The sequence below is a fragment of the Xenorhabdus entomophaga genome, from assembly GCF_037996725.1.
GTDB lineage: Bacteria > Pseudomonadota > Gammaproteobacteria > Enterobacterales > Enterobacteriaceae > Xenorhabdus > Xenorhabdus khoisanae.
On sequence record NZ_JBBMXH010000082.1, the window covers coordinates 1 to 22,162 of the forward strand.

Below are 22,162 nucleotides of genomic sequence, written 5' to 3' on the forward strand. Positions count from 1 at the left end.
GCGAGTGCCCACACAGATTGTCTGATTAATTTGTTAAAGAGCGTTGGCAACCGGAAGTCTCTTCCGGGTTGCGAGGCTGCGTATCTTACGCTTTTCGCCTCCGGAGTCAAGCGTTTATTTTCACTTTTCTCCCCCTTTCCTCAGCGGCTTGTGTCAGCTCAGCGTCGGTCAGTGGTGGCGCATTATAGGGAGTTTTACGGCGCTGACAATAGTTTTTTTGAAAAAAATTACCGACTGGCGATTATTACGCCAAATTGCACTTAAGTTGATAGCTTTTCCAGCGATTGGAAGCCATATTCACGTAAAACAGGACGCAGAGCTTCACTATTTGGTTCCATCTTTGTGCAATAAGCCAAGTTATCCATCGTTGTTAAAAACAAATCATCCCGATTTTTAACCAACCACGCGGTTCTGCGGGCAATAGCTGCTCCTGAATCAACCAATCTTGTTCCATCAGGTAAAACTTGTGAAAGCTCTTCTGCAATTAAAGGAAAGTGAGTACAACCTAAAATGACAGTATCTGGAGGTTCTTTCATTTTCAGCCATGGTTTCAATATCTTTTCTAACTCTTCTAGCGGGGCATCCTTACCGTGTAGTTTTCTCTCCGCCAATTCCACCAGCTCAGATGAGCCTATTGAGTAGACCTGACAATCCGTCGCAAATCGGGTAATTAATTCTTTGGTATAGTCGCGATTCACCGTAGCACGTGTCGCCAATAATCCAACAACGCGGTTACAACTCAGTTTTGCGGCGGGTTTAATTGCAGGCACGACACCAACGACAGGAAAGGGAAAACGTTCACGCAGAGCTGGCAGGCTGACTGTACTGGCCGTATTGCAGGCAATAACAACAACTGCCAAAGGATGTTTTCTCTGGATGACATCAACAACTTGAACGACCCTGTCGATAATCACTTCGGCCGTTTTCTCTCCATACGGGAAAGCTTCATTATCAAAAGCATATATATAGTGGAGGTCCGGCAATAATTGCCGGACCTCTTGATAGACAGATAAACCACCCACTCCGGAATCAAAAACCAGAATCGTTGGACGGGTGGTCTTGTTTAAATCAGAAGTTGTAGCTACCAGTGAGGTAGTATTCTCTTCCTGGAGTGCGATAGCCATAGGCTGTCTCATAATTTTTATCAAACAGATTAGCTATTCTAGCACGTATTGTAAGGTGGTCAGTGATTGGATATGAGGCGTTGATGTCCCATAGACTTACACCAGCTAATTTCACTGTTTTCGCAGGATACACACTATAATCTTGGTCGTAACGCTTACCAATATATTGGTAGGTTATTCCCCAATCGACATTGAAGGCTTCCCAATCTAATTGATATTTAACTTGCTGTTTAGCCCTACGCATTAATTGCTGATCATTGCCATCACGCGGATCAACATACTGTAATGTAAGTTGGTGCTGGAATAAGCCGGTATCCATCGTTCCCGTCCACTCAACACCTTTTATTTTTGCCTTACCAATATTTTCATAATGGTTATTGGTAAAATTTATCAATTGTTCAATGTCATTACGATAAACAGACAAACGCCAATTCAGTGGGCCAGTCAATCCTTCAACTCCACCTTCCCATTGTTTACTTTTTTCTGGTTTAAGACTTTCATTACCCCATTGGCTGTAAAGCTGGTTTAAAGCTGGCGCCTTGAATGCCGTACCATAGGAAGCGATAAGACGATAACCATCAATGAATTCCCAACTCGCTCCCGTTTGCCATGTTGTATTCCAATTATATTCAGCGTGGCGATCTGAACGCACAGCCCCTTCCAAAGTAAAATCATGGATTTTTTGCTGTGCTGTTAAATACAAGCCTGTGTTATCAACACTTTTTTGTTGTGGAATATAGTTGGAGCCTGCGGCAACTGATTCCCTTTTCCAGTCAACTCCACTACTGATTGCCCCATAGCCAACCTGCCATAAGTTTCCCCATTGCATGTTGTATTGTTTTGAATCACTCAGAGTCGCCTTTCCCTCATAACGCTTATGTTTGAAATTATAGTCTTTAGCATGACTGTAACTGGCAGTGAGTTGAGAAGAATAAATACCTTGATTAAATTGAATTCCGGTTTCGTAATTACGGCTGAATAATTCTCGGGTATCCGTAGAAGCATCATCATAATTTGTTCTATTATCGTAACCGTATGTGCGCACAAACCCATTGAATTGATCATTGAATTTATGATCAATTCCAACCCATAACATTTTGCTCATAAACCCGTCTCGATCAGGTTCATTACTTCCTTTACCAGCAACAACATCAAACCCTTTGGTATAGGTATAACCTGCTGCTGCGGTTAATAAAGTATTCTCACCAAGTTTTTGCTGTGTCGAGCCGTTATAATTCTGATATCCATTAGACCCTATTCCCGCATTTAGTGTTGTTCCGCGTTGTTCCCGCTTAGTGATGATATTGATTACCCCGCCGATAGCATCAGAGCCATATACGGCAGAACGAGCACCACGGATATATTCTATTCGCTGCACCATTGAAATTGGTATTTGGCTAAAATCAGCCGAACCCGTGATACCAGCCTGATTCAAACGGACTCCATCCACCAGCACCAGTGTATGACTTGAGTTTGTACCACGAACAAATAAAGAGGAATGCTGCCCGATACCGCCATTCTGCGCAATATCAACACTCGGCAAACGGCGTAAGACATCAACTAAGCTACTAGATTGCCACTTATCTATCTCTTCACGAGTCACCACCGTCATTGGTGCTAAAACTGAGGAAATCGGCTGTTTAAAACGATTGGCTGTAACTACTATCGGATCTTGATTATCCGCAACTGCAACATGACTCAAACCAGAAAACACTGCAACAGACACAGCAGCTAAAAGAATGTGTTTTTTATTTGTCATAAGATTTGCAATGAGAGAGTGGTATTTAACGGCTATACACCTAACTATAAGGAGCCATGCTACGATGAAGGCCATAGGGTGTCCAGAATCCACCCCATCAAAAAAAGAGGCCGATAAACCAGAAAACCGGACATTCTTTACGCTTCCCCTACCTCTACGCTTCACCTACAATGCCGCTCGGAAATTTTTCTTAATGCGACCATACGAGAACCAGATAATGCAGAATGCTTTGCCAACGGAAAATTATGAAAACCAATTGATGGAAAAGGCCCATCGCCTAAAAGGAATGATGGCCCCCTTTAGCGCACCTGAGCCTGAAGTTTTCCGTTCTCCTGCATCACATTACAGAATGCGAGCAGAATTCCGTATCTGGCATGAGGAAGACGACCTGTACCATATCATGTTTGATCAGCAGACCAGGCAACGTATCCGTATTGATCAATTTCCGGTAGCCAATCAGCTTATCAATAGAATGATGCAAGCAATCATTGCCGGCGTAAAAAATAATCCCGTATTACGTCATAAACTGTTTCAGGTTGATTACCTTTCCACCCGCAGCAACAAAATCATTGTTTCCCTGCTTTATCATAAAAAACTGGGTGATGAGTGGCGTGAACAGGCAACTATTCTGCGCAACCAATTAATCGCAGAAGGTTTTGATGTCCAACTTATTGGGCGCGCAGCAAAAACCAAAATTATGCTCGATCATGACTATATAGATGAAGAATTACCTGTTGCAGGTAAGACCATGATTTACCGCCAGGTTGAAAACAGCTTCACACAGCCGAATGCCAGCATCAATATTCATATGTTGGAGTGGGCGATTAATATCACCAAAGGCTCTAAAGGTGATTTGCTTGAACTTTATTGTGGTAATGGTAACTTCTCTCTGGCGCTGGCGCAGAATTTTGACCGAGTACTGGCGACAGAAATTGCCAAACCTTCAGTTGCTGCCGCACAATTTAACATCGCAGCGAACCACATTGATAATGTACAGATTATCCGTATGTCGGCGGAAGAATTTACACAGGCAATGAATGGAGAGCGAGAATTCAATCGACTGCAAGGAATCGACTTAAAGAGTTATCAATGTGAAACCATTTTTGTTGACCCGCCGCGCAGCGGTCTGGATGAAGATACCATCAAAATGGTTCAGGCATATCCACGTATCCTTTATATTTCCTGCAATCCTGAAACACTCTGCCAAAATCTGGAAACACTGACGCAGACTCATAAGATCAGCAAACTGGCACTCTTTGATCAATTCCCTTATACCCACCATATGGAATGCGGTGTACTGCTGGAAAAAAGAACCTAACCCCCATAAATGATCATTACTGCTGACTGAAAAACAAAAACGCCACGAGATTAATTTCATGGCGTTTTTTATTGAGCTGCTCTCGCTAAAAACTATCAGCTTTGGCTTTCTGCCGTGAACCTCGACTGCTGTTTGCGTCCTTTCATCTTTAAGTAGATCCAAAATACCAAGACAGTGGCAATGACGACTGGCAGGAAATTAGAACCAATTTCTGGATATTCCATCCGAATAAATGCGCTATACATAAACATGCCCAAGAAGAAAGATCCTGTTGCCAGTTTTGGCAGCCCTTCTGCCATTGGGTAATTTAAATAACGTTGATGGAGACAATACAGAGAAAGTGCCAATGCGATAATAGGGAAAACAGAAAAAGGCACATGTGAATTGAAGAATGCTGAGAAAGTTCCGTGTGTTGCCATTCCAACGATAAGAGCCAGCAACATTGTGCTTTTATCTTGGCGGTATTGTTCCATCGTATTATTCTCCTTTCATTATTATTCAGAAGTTTTAGGGATCACTTTAGGGACAGTATTTTTTTCTTGCTCACGACGATACCAATAATAAGCGCCTTTGGAAATCATGCGGAGTTGTAAAACTAAACGTTCTTCGAGGCGACGCCTTTTTTCCTCGTCAATATCCAGCGCTTCTGCACCTGCACTGAACACGATTGTCACCATCGCCTCAGCTTGTATTTCGGTAAAATGACGTGGCATATGGCTCGCTTGTTCAAGATAGTCTGCCAATTCAGCAATAAAATGTTGGATTTCCCGTGCTACAGCCGCACGAAAGTCAGCCGATGTACCGGAGCGTTCACGCAGCAATAGCCGGAACGCGTTAGGATTGTTGCCTATGAATTCCATGAACGTTGAAACAGAAGTACGAATGACGCTGCCACCCTTTGCGATACGCTGACGGGCCTGACGCATTAACTGACGCAACATCAGACCACTTTCATCTACCATAGTCAGACCTAATTCATCCACATCCCGAAAATGACGATAGAAAGAAGTCGGTGCAATACCAGCTTCACGAGCCACTTCCCGCAAACTCAAACTGGTGAAACTACGTTCAGCACTAAGCTGACTGAATGCTGCTTCAATCAGGGAGCGACGGGTTTTTTCTTTCTGTTTTGCTCTAACGCCGGTTACGTTACTCACAACAATCCTGATCTATCTTGACTCTATAATGAGGCAAATATAACAGATTCTGCGGGGTTTGCTGTGATTGTTCTCTTAAAGATATTATTCGATGTTTTTCTGTTTTATTTCTAAACAATGAGATAAAAACCGCATGCTCATTGGGTTATTACATCAAATAATGTTAAGATAGAGTTGTTATTTTGTGTAAAAACAGGTCTTTCCTCTATGCAATATACTCATTTTGATGCCATTGTAATTGGCTCTGGTCCCGGCGGGGAAGGAGCAGCAATGGGGTTGGTAAAACAAGGTAAAAACGTTGCTGTTATAGAACGTTACAATAATGTCGGTGGTGGATGTACTCACTGGGGCACCATTCCGTCGAAAGCTCTCCGCCATGCAGTCAGTCGCATTATCGAATTTAATCAAAACCCTCTCTACAGTGATAACTCCCGCATTCTCCGTTCATCGTTTTCTGAAATCCTGCGCCATGCTGAAGTTGTCATTAACCAGCAAACAAAAATGCGCCAAGGGTTTTATGAACGCAATCGATGCCGGATGTTTGCAGGAGAGGCAACATTCATTGATGAGCATCGGGTCAGTGTTCGTTATGCCGATGGTAGTGTTGACGTATTAAGCGCGGATAAAATCATCATTGCCACTGGTTCCCGCCCTTACTGCCCTCCCGACGTCGATTTTACCCATTCCCGCATTTATAACAGCGATACCATCCTGCAATTGGATCATGAACCACGTCACGTGATTATCTATGGGGCGGGGGTCATTGGCTGTGAATATGCTTCTATATTCCGGGGGCTGGGCGTTAAAATAGATTTGATCAATACCCGTGATCATCTGCTGTCTTTCCTTGATCAAGAAATGTCTGATGCCCTGTCTTACCATTTCTGGAATAGTGGCGTTATCATCCGCCACAATGAAGAATATGAAAAGATCGAAGGTGTTGATGATGGTGTGATTGTTCACCTGAAGTCCGGCAAAAAAGTTAAAGCTGATTGCCTGCTATATGCCAATGGCCGAACAGGTAATACAGACACGCTCGGTTTGGAAAATGTCGGGTTGGAAACAGACAGTCGTGGCTTACTGAAAGTTAACCGTGTCTACCAGACCAGCAATGAAAATATCTACGCGGTTGGTGATGTTATCGGCTATCCAAGTCTGGCTTCTGCGGCCTATGATCAAGGGCGCATTGCAGCAAGGGCGATCACAACGGGTAACGCAGACCTGTATCTGGTGGAAGACATCCCAACAGGAATTTATACCATTCCAGAGATCAGTTCAGTGGGCAAGACCGAGCAGCAATTAACTGCCCTGAAAATCCCTTATGAGGTTGGACGCGCTCAATTCAAACATCTGGCAAGAGCACAAATTGCGGGAATGAATGTCGGCAGCATCAAAATCCTATTCCACCGTGAAACAAAACAAATCTTGGGTATTCACTGTTTTGGCGAACGGGCAGCAGAGATCATTCATATCGGTCAGGCCATCATGGAACAAAAAGGTGAAGGCAATAATATCGAATATTTCGTTAATACTACCTTCAATTATCCAACGATGGCGGAAGCCTACCGTGTTGCAGCGCTCAATGGGTTAAACCGGTTATTTTGATATTTTTTCGAGGACGTCGAAATAATTACCCATTTTAACCCTAATCGCCTCTGCCAATTGCTCATAGCGACCACGCAGAGGTGAGCCGGGGCGATAGACCAATATAACGGAGCGCTTAGGTATCGGTTGATCACATTCCAGATAGCATACACCATCACGTTTTCTCTCTCGTGGAACCGATAATTCAGGCAATAATGTAATACCACTACCCGCTGCCACCATATTGCGCAACGTTTCCAGACTGGTTGCCCTGAAATGGGTATCTTCTTTGGCTCCCGCCTGAAAACAGAAGCCCATAGCCTGATCACGTAAACAATGACCATCTTCCAGCATCAGTAATTTCTCACCGGCCAGTTCACTCATTTTGAACTGATCTCGTTCTGCCCACTTATGTTCTTCATACACGGCCAGTTTCATCGGTTCTTCAAAAAGCGGCACTTCAATAAATGCCTCAGTTTCTTTCACCGACGCCAAAATAGCACAATCAAGCTTTCCGCTATCAAGCTGCGCCAGCAAGTTTTGGGTTTGCTCCTCATGCAAATACATTTCTAATTTAGGGAACAATTTATGCAATTCAGGAATAATAAGCGGTAAAAGATAGGGGCCGATTGTAGGAATAAGACCGATATGCAGCGGTCCAGACATACTTTCACCTTGAAGAGAAGCCATCTCCTGCAAGACCTTGACTTCACGCAATACGGTTTTGGCCTGTTCCACTAACAACATACCCTGTTGGGTAAACAATACTTTGCGGCTAGTACGTTCCAGCAGCATCACACCCAATTCATCTTCCAATTTGCGGATTTGCCCGCTCAATGTTGGTTGGCTGACATGACAAGCATCAGCAGCTCGGCGAAAGTGCCGATATTCAGCAAGTGCCACAAGGTATTCCAGATCGCGGATATTCATTCCCACCTCTGCTTTTGATATCAATGATAGTATTGATCTATAAATCATTATATCCATGAGGGCAAAAAACTATCAACGGCTTGTGATTATTGGTTTTTTTTTACCTAAATCGCAGCTTTGCCTGAGCAATCGCTTGCTTCACTTGTTTTTGTGCTACACCACCTTTTGCCAAACGCTTATCCAGACAGGATTGTAACGATAAAACGGCATAAACATCCGCTGAAATAACATCGCTGAATTTTTGTAATTCAAGTAAAGAGAGTTCTTCCAGAGCCTTACCTTTAGTGATTGCTGCCACTACAGCCTCACCAACAATGTGATGTGCTTCACGGAATGGAACACCTTTTGCCACCAGATAATCAGCCAGCTCAGTTGCGTTGGCATATCCCTGTTTTGCTGCCTCCTCACAACGAGAACGCTTCACTTGAATGCCATCCAGTACCAGTGTCGCCATAAGCAAGCAATCCAACCAGGTATCCAGTGCATCAAACAAGCCTTCTTTGTCTTCCTGCATATCTTTATTGTAAGCAAGCGGAAGCCCTTTCAGCGTCATCATCATCCCTGTTAAAGCCCCCTGAACCCGGCCACACTTCCCACGAATAAGCTCCAGTGCATCTGGGTTTTTCTTTTGAGGCATCAAAGAAGAGCCGGAAGTTACCCGATCTGACAATTCAACAAATCCGGCTTCACCGCTATTAAAGAAAATCAGATCTTCGGCAAAACGCGAAAGATGGATCATACTAATGCTTGCATCTGACAGTAGCTCCAAGACATGATCCCGATCGGAAACACTATCCAAGCTATTGCGTGTTGCCGAAGCAAAACCTAACCATGATGCCAATTGCTCCCTATCGATATCGTAAGCCGTTCCTGCCAACGCGCCACATCCCAACGGACTGACATCCAACCGCTTCAATGTATCTTGCAAACGGCTTTCATCACGCCCCAACATTTCCGCATAGGCAAGACACCAATGGGCAAAAGTGACGGGTTGCGCCCGCTGTAAATGGGTATAACCGGGCATCACTGCATCCTGATTATTTTCAGCGGTGAGTACCAATGCTTGCTGCAACCCAATCAATGCGTTCAGGATATGGGCAATCTGATCTTTACACCATAATTTCAGGTCAGTTGCGACCTGATCATTACGGCTACGACCTGTATGAAGTTTTTTTCCCAAGTCTCCCACTTTCGCAATCAGTTGCCCTTCTACCCAACTGTGAATATCTTCCGCGTCACTTTGCAAAATGGCCTTGGGGCTGATTCGCACTTCATCCAGTAGCTCGTTCAAAGCCAGCTCCAGCTTTTGCTGCTCTCCGGTAGTTAATACTCCCACCGTCACCAATGCTTTTGACCATGCAACTGAGCCAACAATATCCTGCTCAGCCAAACGGTAATCAAAACGCAGTGAATCGTTGAATTGCTTGAACCGCTGATCGGCTTCCTGACTGAAACGTCCGCCCCAAAGTGCCATAATATCCTTCCTGTTCTCTTTATCTTTTTACTGTCGATGATTAAGAAATTACTTTTTGCTATTCAGCGCACGGATACGTGAAGAAAGCGAATAGAGGCGGATAAAACCTTCAGCATGGCTGTGATCGTAAACCTCATCTTCGCCAAAAGTAGCGAACTCTTCAGAATAGAGACTGTTGGCGGATTTTTTCTGCACGGCTGTCACCTGCCCTTTATAGAGTTTAAGGACAGCCTCCCCGCTGACACTGTCTGCCAACATTTCCGCCGCTGCCTGAATTGACTGGCGTAATGGTGCAAACCAACGTCCGTCATAGACAACATAAGACATTTCCAGTCCCAGTTGCTGACGCCATTTGAAGCTATCGCGATCCAGAACCAATTGCTCAATACCACGCAGTGCTTCCATCATGATGGTTCCCCCTGGTGTTTCATAACAGCCACGGGATTTCATGCCCACCAAACGGTTTTCCACAATATCGATCCGCCCGATGCCGTGCTTAGCCCCCAGAGCGTTCAATTCATTAAGGCATTGATAAGGCGAAAAAAGCTGACCATTCACACCAATCACTTCACCTTTCTCAACGGTAACAGTGACATATTCTGGTTCATTAGGCGCATCTTCTGGCTCGGCTGTCCAAACCCAGCAATCTTTATTGGCGGCATTCCACGTGCTTTCCAACACCCCGCCTTCAGTTGAGATATGCCAGGCGTTTTCATCACGGCTATAAATCTTTTCCAGCGTTGCGGTTGTGGGGATATCACGGACTTTCAAATAATCCAACAGAGCCTCACGGGAACGCAGATCCCACTCCCGCCACGGGGCAACAACTTTCAGATGCGGTGCCAAAGCGGTATAAGTGCTTTCAAACCGAACCTGATCATTACCTTTACCCGTTGCACCGTGGGCGACAGCATCTGCTCCCACTTTCAATGCCAGTTCAACCTGTGCTTTAGCAATAATTGGGCGGGCCATTGACGTACCAAGCAGGTAGCTGCCTTCATACAACGCACCGGTTTTCAGCACAGGATAAACATACTCTTTGATGAACTCTTCACGCAGATCAACGACGTAGCATTCAGAAGCACCAGAACGCAATGCTTTCTGCTCGACACCTTCCAGATCTTCACGACTTTGGCCGACATCAGCAACAAACGCGATCACGTCACAATTATCATAATGTTCTTTCAGCCACGGAATAATGGCAGAGGTATCCAATCCACCGGAATATGCCAACACAATTTTTTTAATGCTTTTCGTCATAGGGATAACCTTTTAATTTTGTTTTTATCTCAGCCAAAGGCCATGTTCTCAATCAACCCAAAAATTCATCAGCCCAAAATTCGTGTGCCGACAGGGATGCCATTAAATAACGCAATCAATTGTTCCGCATGTCGCCAACTCGCAATATCCACTGGCTGCCCAAGCGTTTTTGCGGCTTCCAGAGCTGCATTCACTTTTACGATCATGCCATCGGTAATAATGCCCTGTTCAATAAGCTGCTCGATCTTTTCCGATGTAGCTTCCGGGATTTTCTTGCCCTTGCCATCCAAAATACCGCTCACATCAGATAACAAAACCAAATCTGCGTTTAACACTTGTGCAATGGCGGTAGCGGCCTGATCAGCATTCACATTCATCAATTCACCGTGTTCTGTCATGCCAATTGAACTGATAATCGGCATATAGCCCACATCCAGTAAAATTTTCAGGAAATCGGGGCGTCCGGGCTGAGCCTTTCCTGTATGACCAAACGTTTCATCAAGTTGGGATACTTTTACAATGCCACCATCTCCCAGACATAACCCAATGGCAGGCAATCGATATTTTATTGCCCATGCCAATAACTTCTTGTTGGCTGTTCCCGCCAATGTTCCAGTAATGATATCGATTTGATCTGCTGGCGTGACTCGCAGACCTTGCTGTTTCAAAATCGGTAACTGCAATTTCTGCATCAGCTCATCAACCAAACAGCCACCACCATGGACAATGACCAGCGGGCGCTTATGGGTCTTTCGGTACAACTGCAATGTGGTAAATAACCGTTCCAGTGCTTCTTCGCTATCTAATAGCACCCCACCCAACTTGATAACTAACGGCTCCATCGGATTTATCCTCTGTCAGTATTAACATCTGTCGGAATTTTGATTCTTTGGCATTCAGTCTGTAGCCATTTAAATGTCAGATTAAAGCAATGCCTGAGTTTCCTCATACCCAAAACGAATATTCATGCACTGCACGGCCTGTGCGGCGGCACCTTTCAGCAAATTATCCTCAGCCCCCACGATGATCAGGTGTTGCCCCTGAACAGCAAAACCAATATCGCAGAACGGCAAACCAACAACAGATTTCAGCGCAGGTACACCTTGACTGTATAAACGTACCAGCGGCTTATCGTGATAAGCCCGCAGATAAGCCTCTCTGACTTGTTCTTCTGTCACACCCGATTTCAGTTTGCAGGTAATTGTGGCAAGAATCCCGCGCGAAAAATTGCCCAAATGGGGTGTGAAGATCACTTCTGTACCTAAATGTGCCGCAATTTCAGGTTGATGGCGATGGTTAAAAACACCATAAGGCTGCAAACTGACTTCACAGAAACTGTTGGTTATTGATGCCTTTCGTCCTGCACCACTGACACCACTGACCGCATTGATCACGGGCCAATATTCCGTATCCAGTAAATTTTTTTCGAGCAGTGGTTTCAGTGAAAGTTGGGAAACAGTAGGATAACAACCGGGCACCGCAACCAACCGGGCTTGCTTGATTTTTTCTGCCTGCCATTCTGCCAGTCCATACACTGCCTGTTCTAACCATGCTGAATTTTTATGTTCGAATCCATAGTATTTTTTATAAAACTGTGTATTTTGTACTCGGTAGGCACCTGATAAATCAAACACAATACAACCCGCTTCCAGAAATATCGGTGCAATGTCATGGCTGACTTCATGAGCCGTCGCGAGGAAAACCACATCAATACCACGCGCCGCCTCAGAAACATCAGTCAACGGCTGTAAGGGTAAATCAAGCATGCCTTTATATTGCGGGTAAAGCGCTGAAAAACATTTCCCCGCATCTGAACTTTGGGAAGAAACCATCAAACCGGAGAGATGGACATGGGGATGGCGTTGCAGATATGCTGCTAACTCAGCTCCGGTATAACCACTGGCACCAACGATCAAAGCATTCAACATGGGATTTATTCACCTTGTAGTATTAACCCAACTATATAATTGCATTTTTATTCAGTTAAAATGAATTAATATTGATACTATTATGAGTAAGGGCTGTCAACAGTGAATATCAAATTACCGCCATTTATTAAGTTATATCATCAGCTCATTGCAGCGCCCTCTATCAGTGCCACCGATGCTGAGTTGGATCAAAGCAATGAAGTTGTTATCAATCTGCTGGCGGAATGGCTAAAAGAGATTGGTTTTTCGATTGAAATTCAAGCTGTCCCTGAAACCCGGGGTAAGTTCAATCTACTGGCTACATTGGGCAGTAGTTCGGGAGGGTTACTACTGTGTGGTCATACGGATACCGTTCCTTTTGATGCTGGGCGCTGGACACAAGATCCATTCACACTGACCGAACGCGATGGCAAGTTATATGGGCTTGGAACGGCTGATATGAAAGGTTTTTTTGCCTTTATCGTTGATGCTCTGCGGGATATTGATGTCAGTAAACTCTCTCATCCTCTTTATATTCTGGCTACCGCTGATGAAGAAACATCAATGGCCGGAGCACGTTACTTTGCTGCCAATGCCAACATTCGGCCTGATTTCGCGATTATTGGCGAACCAACATCATTACAACCGATCCGCGCCCATAAAGGACATATGGCTCAATCGATCCGTATTGAAGGAAAATCAGGGCATTCCAGCGATCCCGCGCGAGGTGTTAATGCCATTGATCTGATGCATGAATCCATTACTCGATTGATAGAACTGCGCAACACCTTGCAAGAGCGCTATCACAATCCGGCCTTCATCATTCCCTATCCAACCATGAATTTCGGCCATATTCATGGCGGGGATGCGGCAAACCGCATTTGTGCTTGCTGCGAGCTGCATATGGATATCCGCCCTCTTCCTGGATTAACTTTGCAGGATTTAAACGGATTGCTGAATGAGGCACTGGAACCCGTAAAACAACGCTGGCCCGGGCGCCTGAACGTAACGGAACTTCACCCCCCGATCCCGGGTTATGAATGCCCAACAAACCATAAATTGGTGGGTGTAATTGAAAAACTGCTGGGAACGAAAGCGGATACCGTCAACTACTGTACAGAAGCCCCTTTTATTCAGGAGTTGTGCCCGACATTAGTCTTGGGGCCGGGCTCTATTGAACAAGCACATCAACCCGATGAATTCTTGGACATGGCATTTATTGAACCAACAAGGAAACTGCTTTCACAGCTTGTGGAGCATTTTTGCTTGAATGCGGGTTGACTGTCACTACATATAATAACCTCGGTGAATGCGCCGAGGTTTTTTTTACTTAAGTGATCTGTTTTTTCTACCAAGAAGATTAAACGATATGGCCGCAACCAATCATTCATGATTTGAATAATTTTGTATTAAAAAAATGATTTCAATTCTTTTGACTAATGTTTAAGAATGACCGCGTATTAAAACGTTATCACATACCTACTGGGTGAATCTTTCGTTCAAGTAAGAGAAAAACATGTTTAATACTACCGAGTTTTAGAATCCAATACTTAACTAAGGAACATAGTTAAACACCAAGAACATGATTTAAAGTTAATTTGAGGTAATATCAATGACATTCCCTATTTCAATATCAGCTGCTATTTTGACATGTGGAGCAATTTTTGCTGGAGCTGTGGTGCCACTGCAAGCTGGCGCTAACGCTGCACTAGGCCGCAGTTTAGGGCATCCGCTATGGGGAACTGTAGTGTCACTTTTAGTGAGTTTATTAGCTGTTATTCCAGTTTTGCTAGCAATGAAAGTACCAATGCCACAGATTGCTCAGGCAACAAACTTACCAATATGGTCTTGGTTTGGTGGTATTGCTGGAGTGATATACATTACTGCGGCTCTCATTCTGACTCCACAGCTAGGCGCAACTAATTTCATTATATGTGTGATATCTGGCCAAATTATTACATCTGTACTGATTGATCATTTTGGATTAATGGGATTGCCAATTAAGGAAGCAAATTTAGGAAAGCTATTAGGAATTGTATTAATTTTTTCTGGTGTCCTGATGGTTCAATATTTCACTATGGCTTCCAGTGAAAATTAGAAATAAATCCCCATAGAAAACTTAACATTTTTTTATTTTAATTCAATTAGTTACAAAACATAAAAATTAAAACATTTAAGTTTTTCATTATCAAATTTTATAAATATTCTTTGGTGATGTTAATACATCTTACGCTCTGATTTTTCATATTATATGATTAGTCAATACGACATTGGCGTCACCATTGTTATTATAAGGAACCAAACATGAGTAAAGCACTTATACTTAAATCTAGCATTCTAGATCAATCCTCTCAAAGTAATAAAATGGTAGATTATTTTATTGAAAAATGGTCAAATAACAATCAAGAAAATAAAGTCACCATTCGAGATCTGGCTAAACATCCAATTCCTGTACTTGATAATGAATTAGTAGGTGCATTATGCACAAATAATATTGATTTAACAGATCGACAAAAAGAGGCACTGAATTTATCTAATTCATTAATTTCAGAATTAAAAAGTCATGACGTAGTTGTTATTGCAGTACCTATGTATAACTTTAGCATTCCAACTCAGTTAAAAAATTATTTTGACTTAATTATCCGTTCAGGCGTTACGTTTCGTTATACTGAGTCCGGTTCTCAAGGGTTAATAGAAGGCAAAAAAGCCATCGTATTGACCGCTCGTGGTGGGATCTACAAAGATAGCCCTTCTGATTTACTGACTCCATACATGAATCTCATTTTGAATTTTATTGGGATTACCGATGTTGAATTCATTTTCGCAGAGGGATTATCGCTAGGAAATGAATCAGCCATGCAATCACAAAATAACGTGCGTAACATAATGGATGAAATGTTCTCTTAACTCCTATTCATAAAATGACCAATTTACCACTGCAGTTGTATGCAATTTTCAATCTAAAGATATCATTATTTAATCTTTAAAACCACCTGAGTATATTTTTGTTACATTTTACGCTACTGTTCCCTGTAGCGTTTTTTTTCTTTCTTCCATAAGCCATCTAATACTTTATGAGTACATTTCCATTCGTTACATTGAAAACTCCTCTAATACATTCTGATTTTGTGATCTATATTTCAGTTGTTTTGAAAACAAACTATAAATGTAATGAAATTTAATGTAATTTATTAAAAAAACAACATCTCATTATAAAGTTTATGAATAATTTACGAAACATTGACCTTAATCTATTGGTGACTTTACAGATATTATTAATCGAAAAGCACATCACTCGTACAGCAAATAGACTACATAAAAGCCAACCAGCAATAAGCCATGCACTTGCAAATTTGCGCAACCTGTTTGATGACCCTTTACTAGTTCGTCGCTCTGGAAAGCTTGAACTAACTATTCGAGCTCAAGAATTACTCGCACCTCTTCGTGAGATTTTGGGACAAATTAATACACTAATTGAACCCCCATCATTCGATCCAACTCAGACCAGAAGAACTTTTCGTTTATCAATGTCAGACTATGGAGCTCGTGTTCTATTACCCATTTTAATCCGAACATTTCGCACTATTGCCCCTAATATTAAATTATCTATAAGTCAAGCTAGCCGAGAGTCTATGCTTATTGACGTAATCGATAACGAAATTGATCTCGCTCTCGGAGTATTTCCGCAAAAGGTACCTGAGGATTTACGTGAGCATACTTTATTCATCGAAAAATTTTCTTGTCTAGCTGATGCATCAACTATTCCAGAAAATGGATATCTAGATCGAAACTCTTGGTTAGCACGCCCTCATGTATCTGTTGCTATGCGAGCAGGTGCAGAAGACGATATTGATCGTGTTTTAGCAAAAGAAGATTTACATAGAAAGATTAGTGTGCAACTACCTCACTGGGGTATAGCCAATGATATCATTTCTGGAACTGATTTAATTCTCACAGTAGCTCACCGTAGTTTAATTAGTATAAAAAATGACTCTAATCTACAGATATTTTCCCCACCATTTGACATTGCTCCTTTCGATTTTAAAATGGTTTGGCACAAACGGCAGGAAATAGATACTGCTCATTGTTGGCTAAGACAGATAATCATGCGTATTTTGAATAATAATTAGTATGATTTTTAATATCGTACTTTTATGCCATTTCATTATTGAGATGGCATGCACTTCCCATAAGAAGCAAACTATTTGATTTATAAACAAAACAAAAAACACTGCGAAGAAACAATTTTCCATATAAATATTAATTTTTATTATGTTGTTCACTTTTATAGACACTAATTATTTTTATTAATTATCAATATTTAACAAAATAATTTGAAAATTATTACATTTGAAACTATCATCCCCTCTAAAAATAAATCACTGATTACTTTTTATATTTATACTGACAAGCATAAAACAAACACAGCTCAATCTTTGCCGTTAATTATTTTAATGTCATAATAAACTTAATTGATTATTAATTTACTAAATTATTAATCAATTAGCTAAATTTTAACTAGAAACACTTAATGTATTACCGAAGGTAAATAATGAAGAAGAAAATTATCTATGACTCTATCGGAGAATCTTTCGAAGAATTTGCAGATACTGTTGCCCAACGTAAAATAGAAGTCAGAACGATATTCGATATGATCGGAGATGTCAGTGGAAAATCAATTCTAGACTTAGCTTGTGGATATGGCTATTTCGGTCGAGAGTTACGAAACCTCGGTGCGTCCAAAGTAATTGGTGTAGATATATCAGAAAAAATGATAGACCTCGCCAGAGAAAAATCAAAACAATATGGCGACGATCTTGAGTTTCACGTTCGCAATGTTTGCACCATGGAATCATTCGGAAAATTCGATATTGTTGTTGCTGCTTGGTTATTCAACAATGCCGAATCATTAAACGATCTTGAAGCAATGTTCCGCGTTATTGCTAATAATATAAAACCTTCTGGTAAATTAATTGCTTACACAGTTGATCCTGATTTTAAATTAAAAATGGGGAACTTTGACATCTATGGAGTGAATGTTCTGAATGAAGAAAGCTGGAACAGTGGTTTTCGATATCAAGCTGAGTTTGTTACTAATCCACCGAGTTCCTTTACATTTTATCGATGGAGTCGTGAAAATTACGAACATGCTCTTGAAAAAGCAGGATTCAAAAACTTTGAATGGAGAAAACCATTACTTTTAAATAGTGATATAGAATCTTATCCAGAAGGATTCTGGAATACTTTTCAGGAAAATTGCCTTCAAACAGGTCTTATCTGTGAGTATTAAATTTATTGTCCAATTTACTATATTAAATAACAGACAAATATTTGAGGTGAATTAATGAATATGAAACATTTTCATTCACCCTGCTACTTAGAAAAAGCGTCTCCAGATTCAAGTGACAGAAAATTGCTGGGGTTGAAAGAAAATTATACTCCAACTAGGAAATTAAATCTAACTTTAGAAGAATTCAAAAAATTATCAAAAGAAAGTATAAATCATTGGTTGAGAATAATTGAAAGTATAGAATTCCCATTGGAATATCGTTATACCGCAGGACAATTACTTTCATATACAGGAGATCCAAGACTAGACCCACTTGCTCCAAAAATGATAGATATTCCAGGAGGAAATATTTATATTGGATTATCTTCTGAAGAATTAGATTCTACTATGGTTGCTTTATCAGATTTAAATTTAGACCGTGAGTGGATAATAAAAGAAATACCTCGCCATCGCGTTCACTTAAAATCTTATAGAATTGGCAAGTATCCTGTTACTAATTTTGAGTATATGGTTTTTTTAAAGGATAGTGGCGAAAGTCGTTTACCTGATACTTGGTTTTTAGGACGTTATCCTTTTGAAATTGCTAATCATCCCGTTAATGGAATTACGGCTGAAGATGCTGATTGTTATTGTCAGTGGCTAACAGAAAAAACCGGAAGAATTTTCCGATTACCTAATGAAGCTGAATGGGAATATGCAGCAGCGGGCCCTGATAATCTACAGTTTCCTTGGGGAGAACAATTTCTACCAGACTATGCTAATACAGCAGAAAGTGGAATATTTACCACAACTCCAGTAGGTATGTTCTCCGGTGGCGCCTCACCTTTCGGATGTTTAGATATGGCTGGTAATGTCGAAGAATATGTTGCGGAAAACTACGCAGCTTATCCTGGAGGGGTTGCCGTACAAGATGATTTAGTCAATGTTCAAGGTAAGCACAGAGTGGCACGAGGGGGAAGTTATTCTCGTTTTCGAGATCTTGCCAGAAATACTCGTCGCCATGGGAAATTCCCCAGAAACATTTACGTAATGGGTTTTCGCCTAGCTGAAAGTTTCTGCTCATAAGAACAGCTAATTAAATTAATATACAATAAAGAAATATAAATTATGATTACATGCTGTGTAAAAAATTCAGTTGATATTCCTATACTTTCAGAAGGACATATTGGCTCTTTCGTCTCATTTGATGGTTTTGCATCACCAAATGAACATATTGCAATTGTAATGGGAGAATACCAGAACAAATCTCCTCTTGTACGTATTCACTCAGAGTGTTTAACCGGAGATATTTTTGGCTCCCATCGTTGTGACTGTGGGGCTCAATTACAAGAAGCCCTCCAGCAAATGTGTGAGGAAGGAGGGATATTATTATACCTCCGCCAAGAAGGTCGCGGAATTGGGTTGTACTCTAAATTGGATGCTTATAGCTTGCAAGATAAAGGACTAGATACTTTCGAAGCTAACAAGCAATTGAATTTCCCTGAAGATGGACGGGATTTCTCTGTTGCAGCAAGCATGCTAAATGCACTTGGTGTAACTAATTGCAGATTAATGACGAATAATCCAGAAAAAGTCACGTCATTACAAAAAAATGGCATACAGGTAGATGAAGTCATCTCTACCGGTGTATACATGACTAAGCATAATCAACACTACCTTATGGCTAAGGCCAATAAAAAAAATCACGCCATCAAACTAAAGCTATCTGCCTAAATAAGGTCATCACAGCAATGAAACACATTTCTCCAATAAGTGGTATCGCTTCTTTTCAAGAGCGTTACTTAGCTACTGCTGGTTACGATAATCAAGTTATTCTTTGGGATGCACAAAATAAACAAGCGCTACATCGTGTACATCACGACCACTTAGCCAACCAGTGTTCATTCAGTCCTGATGGTCGCTGGTTAGTTAGCGCTAGTAGCGATTATAGTGCTCGAATTTGGGAAATTCCAACTATGCGGTTAAAAGCTGCATTATTAGGCCATGAAGATGATGTAGAAATGGCCGTTTTTAATCCAACGAGTGATCTTGTTGCTACTTGCTCACGAGATAAAAGCATTCGACTATTCCGAGTAGATAATGGTCAATGCCAGCATGTTTTGCAAGGACACGAGGCTGATGTTATTTCTGTTAGTTGGAGCATGGATGGTCACATCTTAATATCAAGTAGTGATGATGGCACAATTCGTCGATGGGATACAATCAACGGTATCGAAATTGAATGTATCGATCTAAACGGTGTGGAAACCGATACAATTGCTTTAACTAATGACGGAATCATTTTTGCTGGTGACGATGAAGGTAAACTCATTATTATTGATGCTGCTAGCAAACGTAGCATACAAGCCCATTCAGCAGGCATTAAGCGTGTGGTATGGGATGAACGAACGAAACGCCTAATTAGTCTCAGCTATGATCGTTCAGTCATCCTATGGAAACTTATTGGTGGTGAACTTAAAAAGATCTCTGAAAGCTCTTTGCCCAGTCTTATATGGCCTCGGAGCTGTGCTTTCCTTGGTGAGGAACGAATTGCCTTCGTAACTTTTGGTTCAACGTATGCAGTCTGGAATCATCATTTAAATACTTGGGATATTGATGGTATTGAACAAGCTATTAGTCTCAATTCTGTGGCAATATGTGGCAACAATACTTATTCAATTGGTGATTCTGGTACATTATTTGTTAACGGTGAACCCAATATTGCGATTGGTAGCCTCTGTAATTTTCTTCTGCCTTGTGGACACAAAATACTAACAGGTGGTCAAATGGGGCAACTCTTTGATGCTGTTAGTGGTGAACTGATCTATCAACATCGTTCTCCACTCAACTGTGGTACTACTTTTATCCGTAATGGGCATCAGCATACGGCCATAGGCACTTACACAGGTGAAGCGTTGATCTTTGATATAGATGAGAATGGAGCGGTACGTTTCTTGGAAGAGATACGCTTGCATGACAATGCAATCAAGGGGCTATCTGCTAATGAAAAATACATATTCAGTGTATGCGCGACAGCAGCCGTGGCATTCCATAGAGTGGATAATTTTAAATTGCATTCTTACATTGAAAAAGCGCATGATCGAATTTCTAACGATTGTTCGTCTATCAATGGCGGGTTCGCGAGTGTTGGTCGTGACCTAAAACTTAGGATATGGAAATCTGATAAAGCAGAAGTCTATGAAACCCCTCATCAACATTCAGTGAAATGTATATCTACTTCTGACGATCAACAAATTATCGCTACCGGAAGTTATGGTGGGACAATAGCCTTATTTGATTTACAGAAACGCGAATGGATTTCAAAAAATAAACCCACAACAAGTGGAATATCTTGTATTACTTATTCATCAAAAGAAAAAATATTTGTTGCTAGCTCTTATGATGGAAATCTATATTCCATTGAAATCAGTGCTTAATCAATAAAAAATGTCTGCGTGGTTTACATACCACGCAGAGCTTACACACGACTAGAGAACGAAGTATGTCTAATACTCTTTCTGATGAATTATATATGCGCCGCGCACTGGAGTTAGCAGAAAAAGGTCGTTGCACTGCACGCCCCAACCCGAAAGTCGGCTGTGTTTTAGTTCAAGAAAATAACATCATTGGTGAAGGTTGGCACGTACGAGCAGGAACGCCGCATGCTGAAATCAATGCTCTCTATCAAGCGGGCTCACAAGCTAATGGCTCAACAGCTTATGTCACATTGGAGCCATGCGCTCATCATGGTAAAACCCCTCCCTGTTGTGATGCTCTTATTAACGCAGGTGTTCGCCGCGTCGTTATTGCAAGTGAAGATCCATTCCCTCAAGTAAATGGAAAAGGTATTGAACGATTACGCAAAGCGGGTATCAATGTAGAAATTGGCCTTCTGCAGAAAGAGGCAGAAGAACTTAACTGTGGTTTTCTATCAAGAGTCCGCAGGGGACGCCCTTGGGTTAGAGCCAAAATAGGTATGAGCTTAGATGGTCGTACGGCCCTTGCTGACGGCCGCTCAAAATGGATTACCTCTGCAAAATCAAGAGAAGATGTTCATAAATGGAGATTAAGCAGTTGTGCAATTCTAACAGGTATTGGTACTGTATTAGCAGATGATCCGCAGCTAACAGCCCGCGTATCTCATGATATGAATTTATCACCTCTCCGTATCATTCTAGATAGCCAGCTACGCACCCCTCTCAAAGCCAAAGTTCTTGATAAAACGGCTCCAACGCTCATTGTTCATCACCCAGATGTGCAAGACATAAAATTAACGCGATGCTCGACTTTTATGATGAGTTGAAATGACATAGCCGCTCCTTTATAACTTTAAGTCGTCAAAAATAGAGAAATAAAGGAACAAAAGGCTATGTCACAGCA

The 22,162-nt window shown here is 41.6% G+C and carries 21 protein-coding genes; 12 read left to right on the top strand and 9 right to left on the bottom strand.

The annotated features are described in order from the left end of the window. On the top strand, positions 1-264 hold a 264-nt coding region (locus AAC854_RS15965), incomplete at its 5' end, for a hypothetical protein (RefSeq protein WP_340617981.1). Here AAC854_RS15965 and murI read toward each other — a convergent pair. After that, on the bottom strand, positions 261-1,124 hold the full coding sequence (murI, locus tag AAC854_RS15970; protein ID WP_340617982.1) for a glutamate racemase: 864 nt from the start codon (positions 1,122-1,124) through the stop codon (positions 261-263). The two genes, AAC854_RS15965 and murI, sit on opposite strands and share 4 nt — an antisense overlap. Beyond that, positions 1,069-2,883, bottom strand: coding sequence for a TonB-dependent vitamin B12 receptor BtuB (gene btuB / locus AAC854_RS15975; RefSeq protein ID WP_340617983.1), 1,815 nt, complete (start codon positions 2,881-2,883; stop codon positions 1,069-1,071). Before btuB ends, murI begins: the two co-directional genes overlap by 56 nt. Before the next feature lie 217 nt (positions 2,884-3,100). Here btuB and trmA point away from each other — a divergent pair, with 217 nt between their 5' ends. Then, positions 3,101-4,201, top strand: coding sequence for a tRNA (uridine(54)-C5)-methyltransferase TrmA (trmA, locus tag AAC854_RS15980; protein ID WP_340618001.1), 1,101 nt, complete (start codon positions 3,101-3,103; stop codon positions 4,199-4,201). Between the two features lie 95 nt (positions 4,202-4,296). On the opposite strand, the gene AAC854_RS15985 is transcribed toward trmA, so the two are convergent. Both AAC854_RS15985 and fabR read right to left on the bottom strand, forming a co-directional pair. Next, positions 4,297-4,674, bottom strand: coding sequence for a YijD family membrane protein (locus tag AAC854_RS15985; RefSeq protein ID WP_340617984.1), 378 nt, complete (start codon positions 4,672-4,674; stop codon positions 4,297-4,299). 21 nt (positions 4,675-4,695) lie between these two features. After that, positions 4,696-5,358 carry an HTH-type transcriptional repressor FabR gene (gene fabR / locus AAC854_RS15990; RefSeq protein ID WP_340617985.1) on the bottom strand — a complete coding sequence of 221 codons (663 nt, stop codon included), beginning with the start codon at positions 5,356-5,358 and terminating at the stop codon, positions 4,696-4,698. 207 nt (positions 5,359-5,565) lie between these two features. Between fabR and sthA the strand changes: the two genes are divergently transcribed. Continuing rightward, positions 5,566-6,963, top strand: a complete 1,398-nt coding sequence (sthA, locus tag AAC854_RS15995) for a Si-specific NAD(P)(+) transhydrogenase (RefSeq protein WP_340617986.1) — start codon at positions 5,566-5,568, stop codon at positions 6,961-6,963. Here the strand turns inward: sthA and oxyR are convergent. The 5 genes from oxyR to argC form a co-directional block, all read right to left on the bottom strand. Beyond that, positions 6,955-7,872: a DNA-binding transcriptional regulator OxyR gene (gene oxyR, locus AAC854_RS16000; protein WP_340617987.1), complete on the bottom strand. Its 918-nt coding sequence runs from the start codon at positions 7,870-7,872 to the stop codon at positions 6,955-6,957. The two genes, sthA and oxyR, sit on opposite strands and share 9 nt — an antisense overlap. A gap of 100 nt (positions 7,873-7,972) precedes the next feature. Continuing rightward, complete coding sequence (gene argH / locus AAC854_RS16005) at positions 7,973-9,346, bottom strand: argininosuccinate lyase (RefSeq protein ID WP_340617988.1); 1,374 nt, start codon at positions 9,344-9,346, stop codon at positions 7,973-7,975. Positions 9,347-9,394: 48 nt separating this feature from the next. Then, positions 9,395-10,606 (bottom strand): argininosuccinate synthase, encoded by a 1,212-nt coding sequence (locus AAC854_RS16010; protein WP_340617989.1) that lies wholly within the window; start codon positions 10,604-10,606, stop codon positions 9,395-9,397. A 68-nt stretch (positions 10,607-10,674) separates the two neighbouring features. Next, entirely contained in the window at positions 10,675-11,448 is a 774-nt protein-coding gene (gene argB / locus AAC854_RS16015) for an acetylglutamate kinase (RefSeq protein ID WP_340617990.1), read from the bottom strand. Positions 11,449-11,529: 81 nt separating this feature from the next. Continuing rightward, on the bottom strand, positions 11,530-12,534 hold the full coding sequence (gene argC, locus AAC854_RS16020) for an N-acetyl-gamma-glutamyl-phosphate reductase (protein ID WP_340617991.1): 1,005 nt from the start codon (positions 12,532-12,534) through the stop codon (positions 11,530-11,532). 102 nt (positions 12,535-12,636) lie between these two features. Between argC and argE the strand changes: the two genes are divergently transcribed. From argE to ribD, 9 genes are all read left to right on the top strand, one after another. After that, positions 12,637-13,794 carry an acetylornithine deacetylase gene (gene argE / locus AAC854_RS16025; protein ID WP_340617992.1) on the top strand — a complete coding sequence of 386 codons (1,158 nt, stop codon included), beginning with the start codon at positions 12,637-12,639 and terminating at the stop codon, positions 13,792-13,794. Positions 13,795-14,125: 331 nt separating this feature from the next. After that, entirely contained in the window at positions 14,126-14,611 is a 486-nt protein-coding gene (locus AAC854_RS16030) for a DMT family transporter (protein WP_340617993.1), read from the top strand. Positions 14,612-14,817: 206 nt separating this feature from the next. Further along, positions 14,818-15,420 (top strand): FMN-dependent NADH-azoreductase, encoded by a 603-nt coding sequence (locus tag AAC854_RS16035; RefSeq protein WP_340617994.1) that lies wholly within the window; start codon positions 14,818-14,820, stop codon positions 15,418-15,420. Between the two features lie 314 nt (positions 15,421-15,734). Continuing rightward, positions 15,735-16,643 carry a LysR family transcriptional regulator gene (locus tag AAC854_RS16040; protein ID WP_340617995.1) on the top strand — a complete coding sequence of 303 codons (909 nt, stop codon included), beginning with the start codon at positions 15,735-15,737 and terminating at the stop codon, positions 16,641-16,643. 422 nt (positions 16,644-17,065) lie between these two features. Beyond that, positions 17,066-17,803, top strand: coding sequence for a class I SAM-dependent DNA methyltransferase (locus AAC854_RS16045; protein WP_340617996.1), 738 nt, complete (start codon positions 17,066-17,068; stop codon positions 17,801-17,803). A 54-nt stretch (positions 17,804-17,857) separates the two neighbouring features. Then, positions 17,858-18,868, top strand: a complete 1,011-nt coding sequence (locus AAC854_RS16050) for a formylglycine-generating enzyme family protein (RefSeq protein ID WP_340617997.1) — start codon at positions 17,858-17,860, stop codon at positions 18,866-18,868. A gap of 42 nt (positions 18,869-18,910) precedes the next feature. Next, positions 18,911-19,516, top strand: coding sequence for a GTP cyclohydrolase II (gene ribA / locus AAC854_RS16055; RefSeq protein ID WP_340617998.1), 606 nt, complete (start codon positions 18,911-18,913; stop codon positions 19,514-19,516). A gap of 17 nt (positions 19,517-19,533) precedes the next feature. Next, the gene (locus AAC854_RS16060; protein WP_340617999.1) at positions 19,534-21,219 is read left to right on the top strand and encodes a WD40 repeat domain-containing protein; all 1,686 of its coding nucleotides are present in this window, start codon (positions 19,534-19,536) and stop codon (positions 21,217-21,219) included. Between the two features lie 65 nt (positions 21,220-21,284). After that, the gene (gene ribD, locus AAC854_RS16065) at positions 21,285-22,085 is read left to right on the top strand and encodes a bifunctional diaminohydroxyphosphoribosylaminopyrimidine deaminase/5-amino-6-(5-phosphoribosylamino)uracil reductase RibD (RefSeq protein WP_340618000.1); all 801 of its coding nucleotides are present in this window, start codon (positions 21,285-21,287) and stop codon (positions 22,083-22,085) included. The last annotated feature ends 77 nt before the right edge of the window (positions 22,086-22,162 follow it).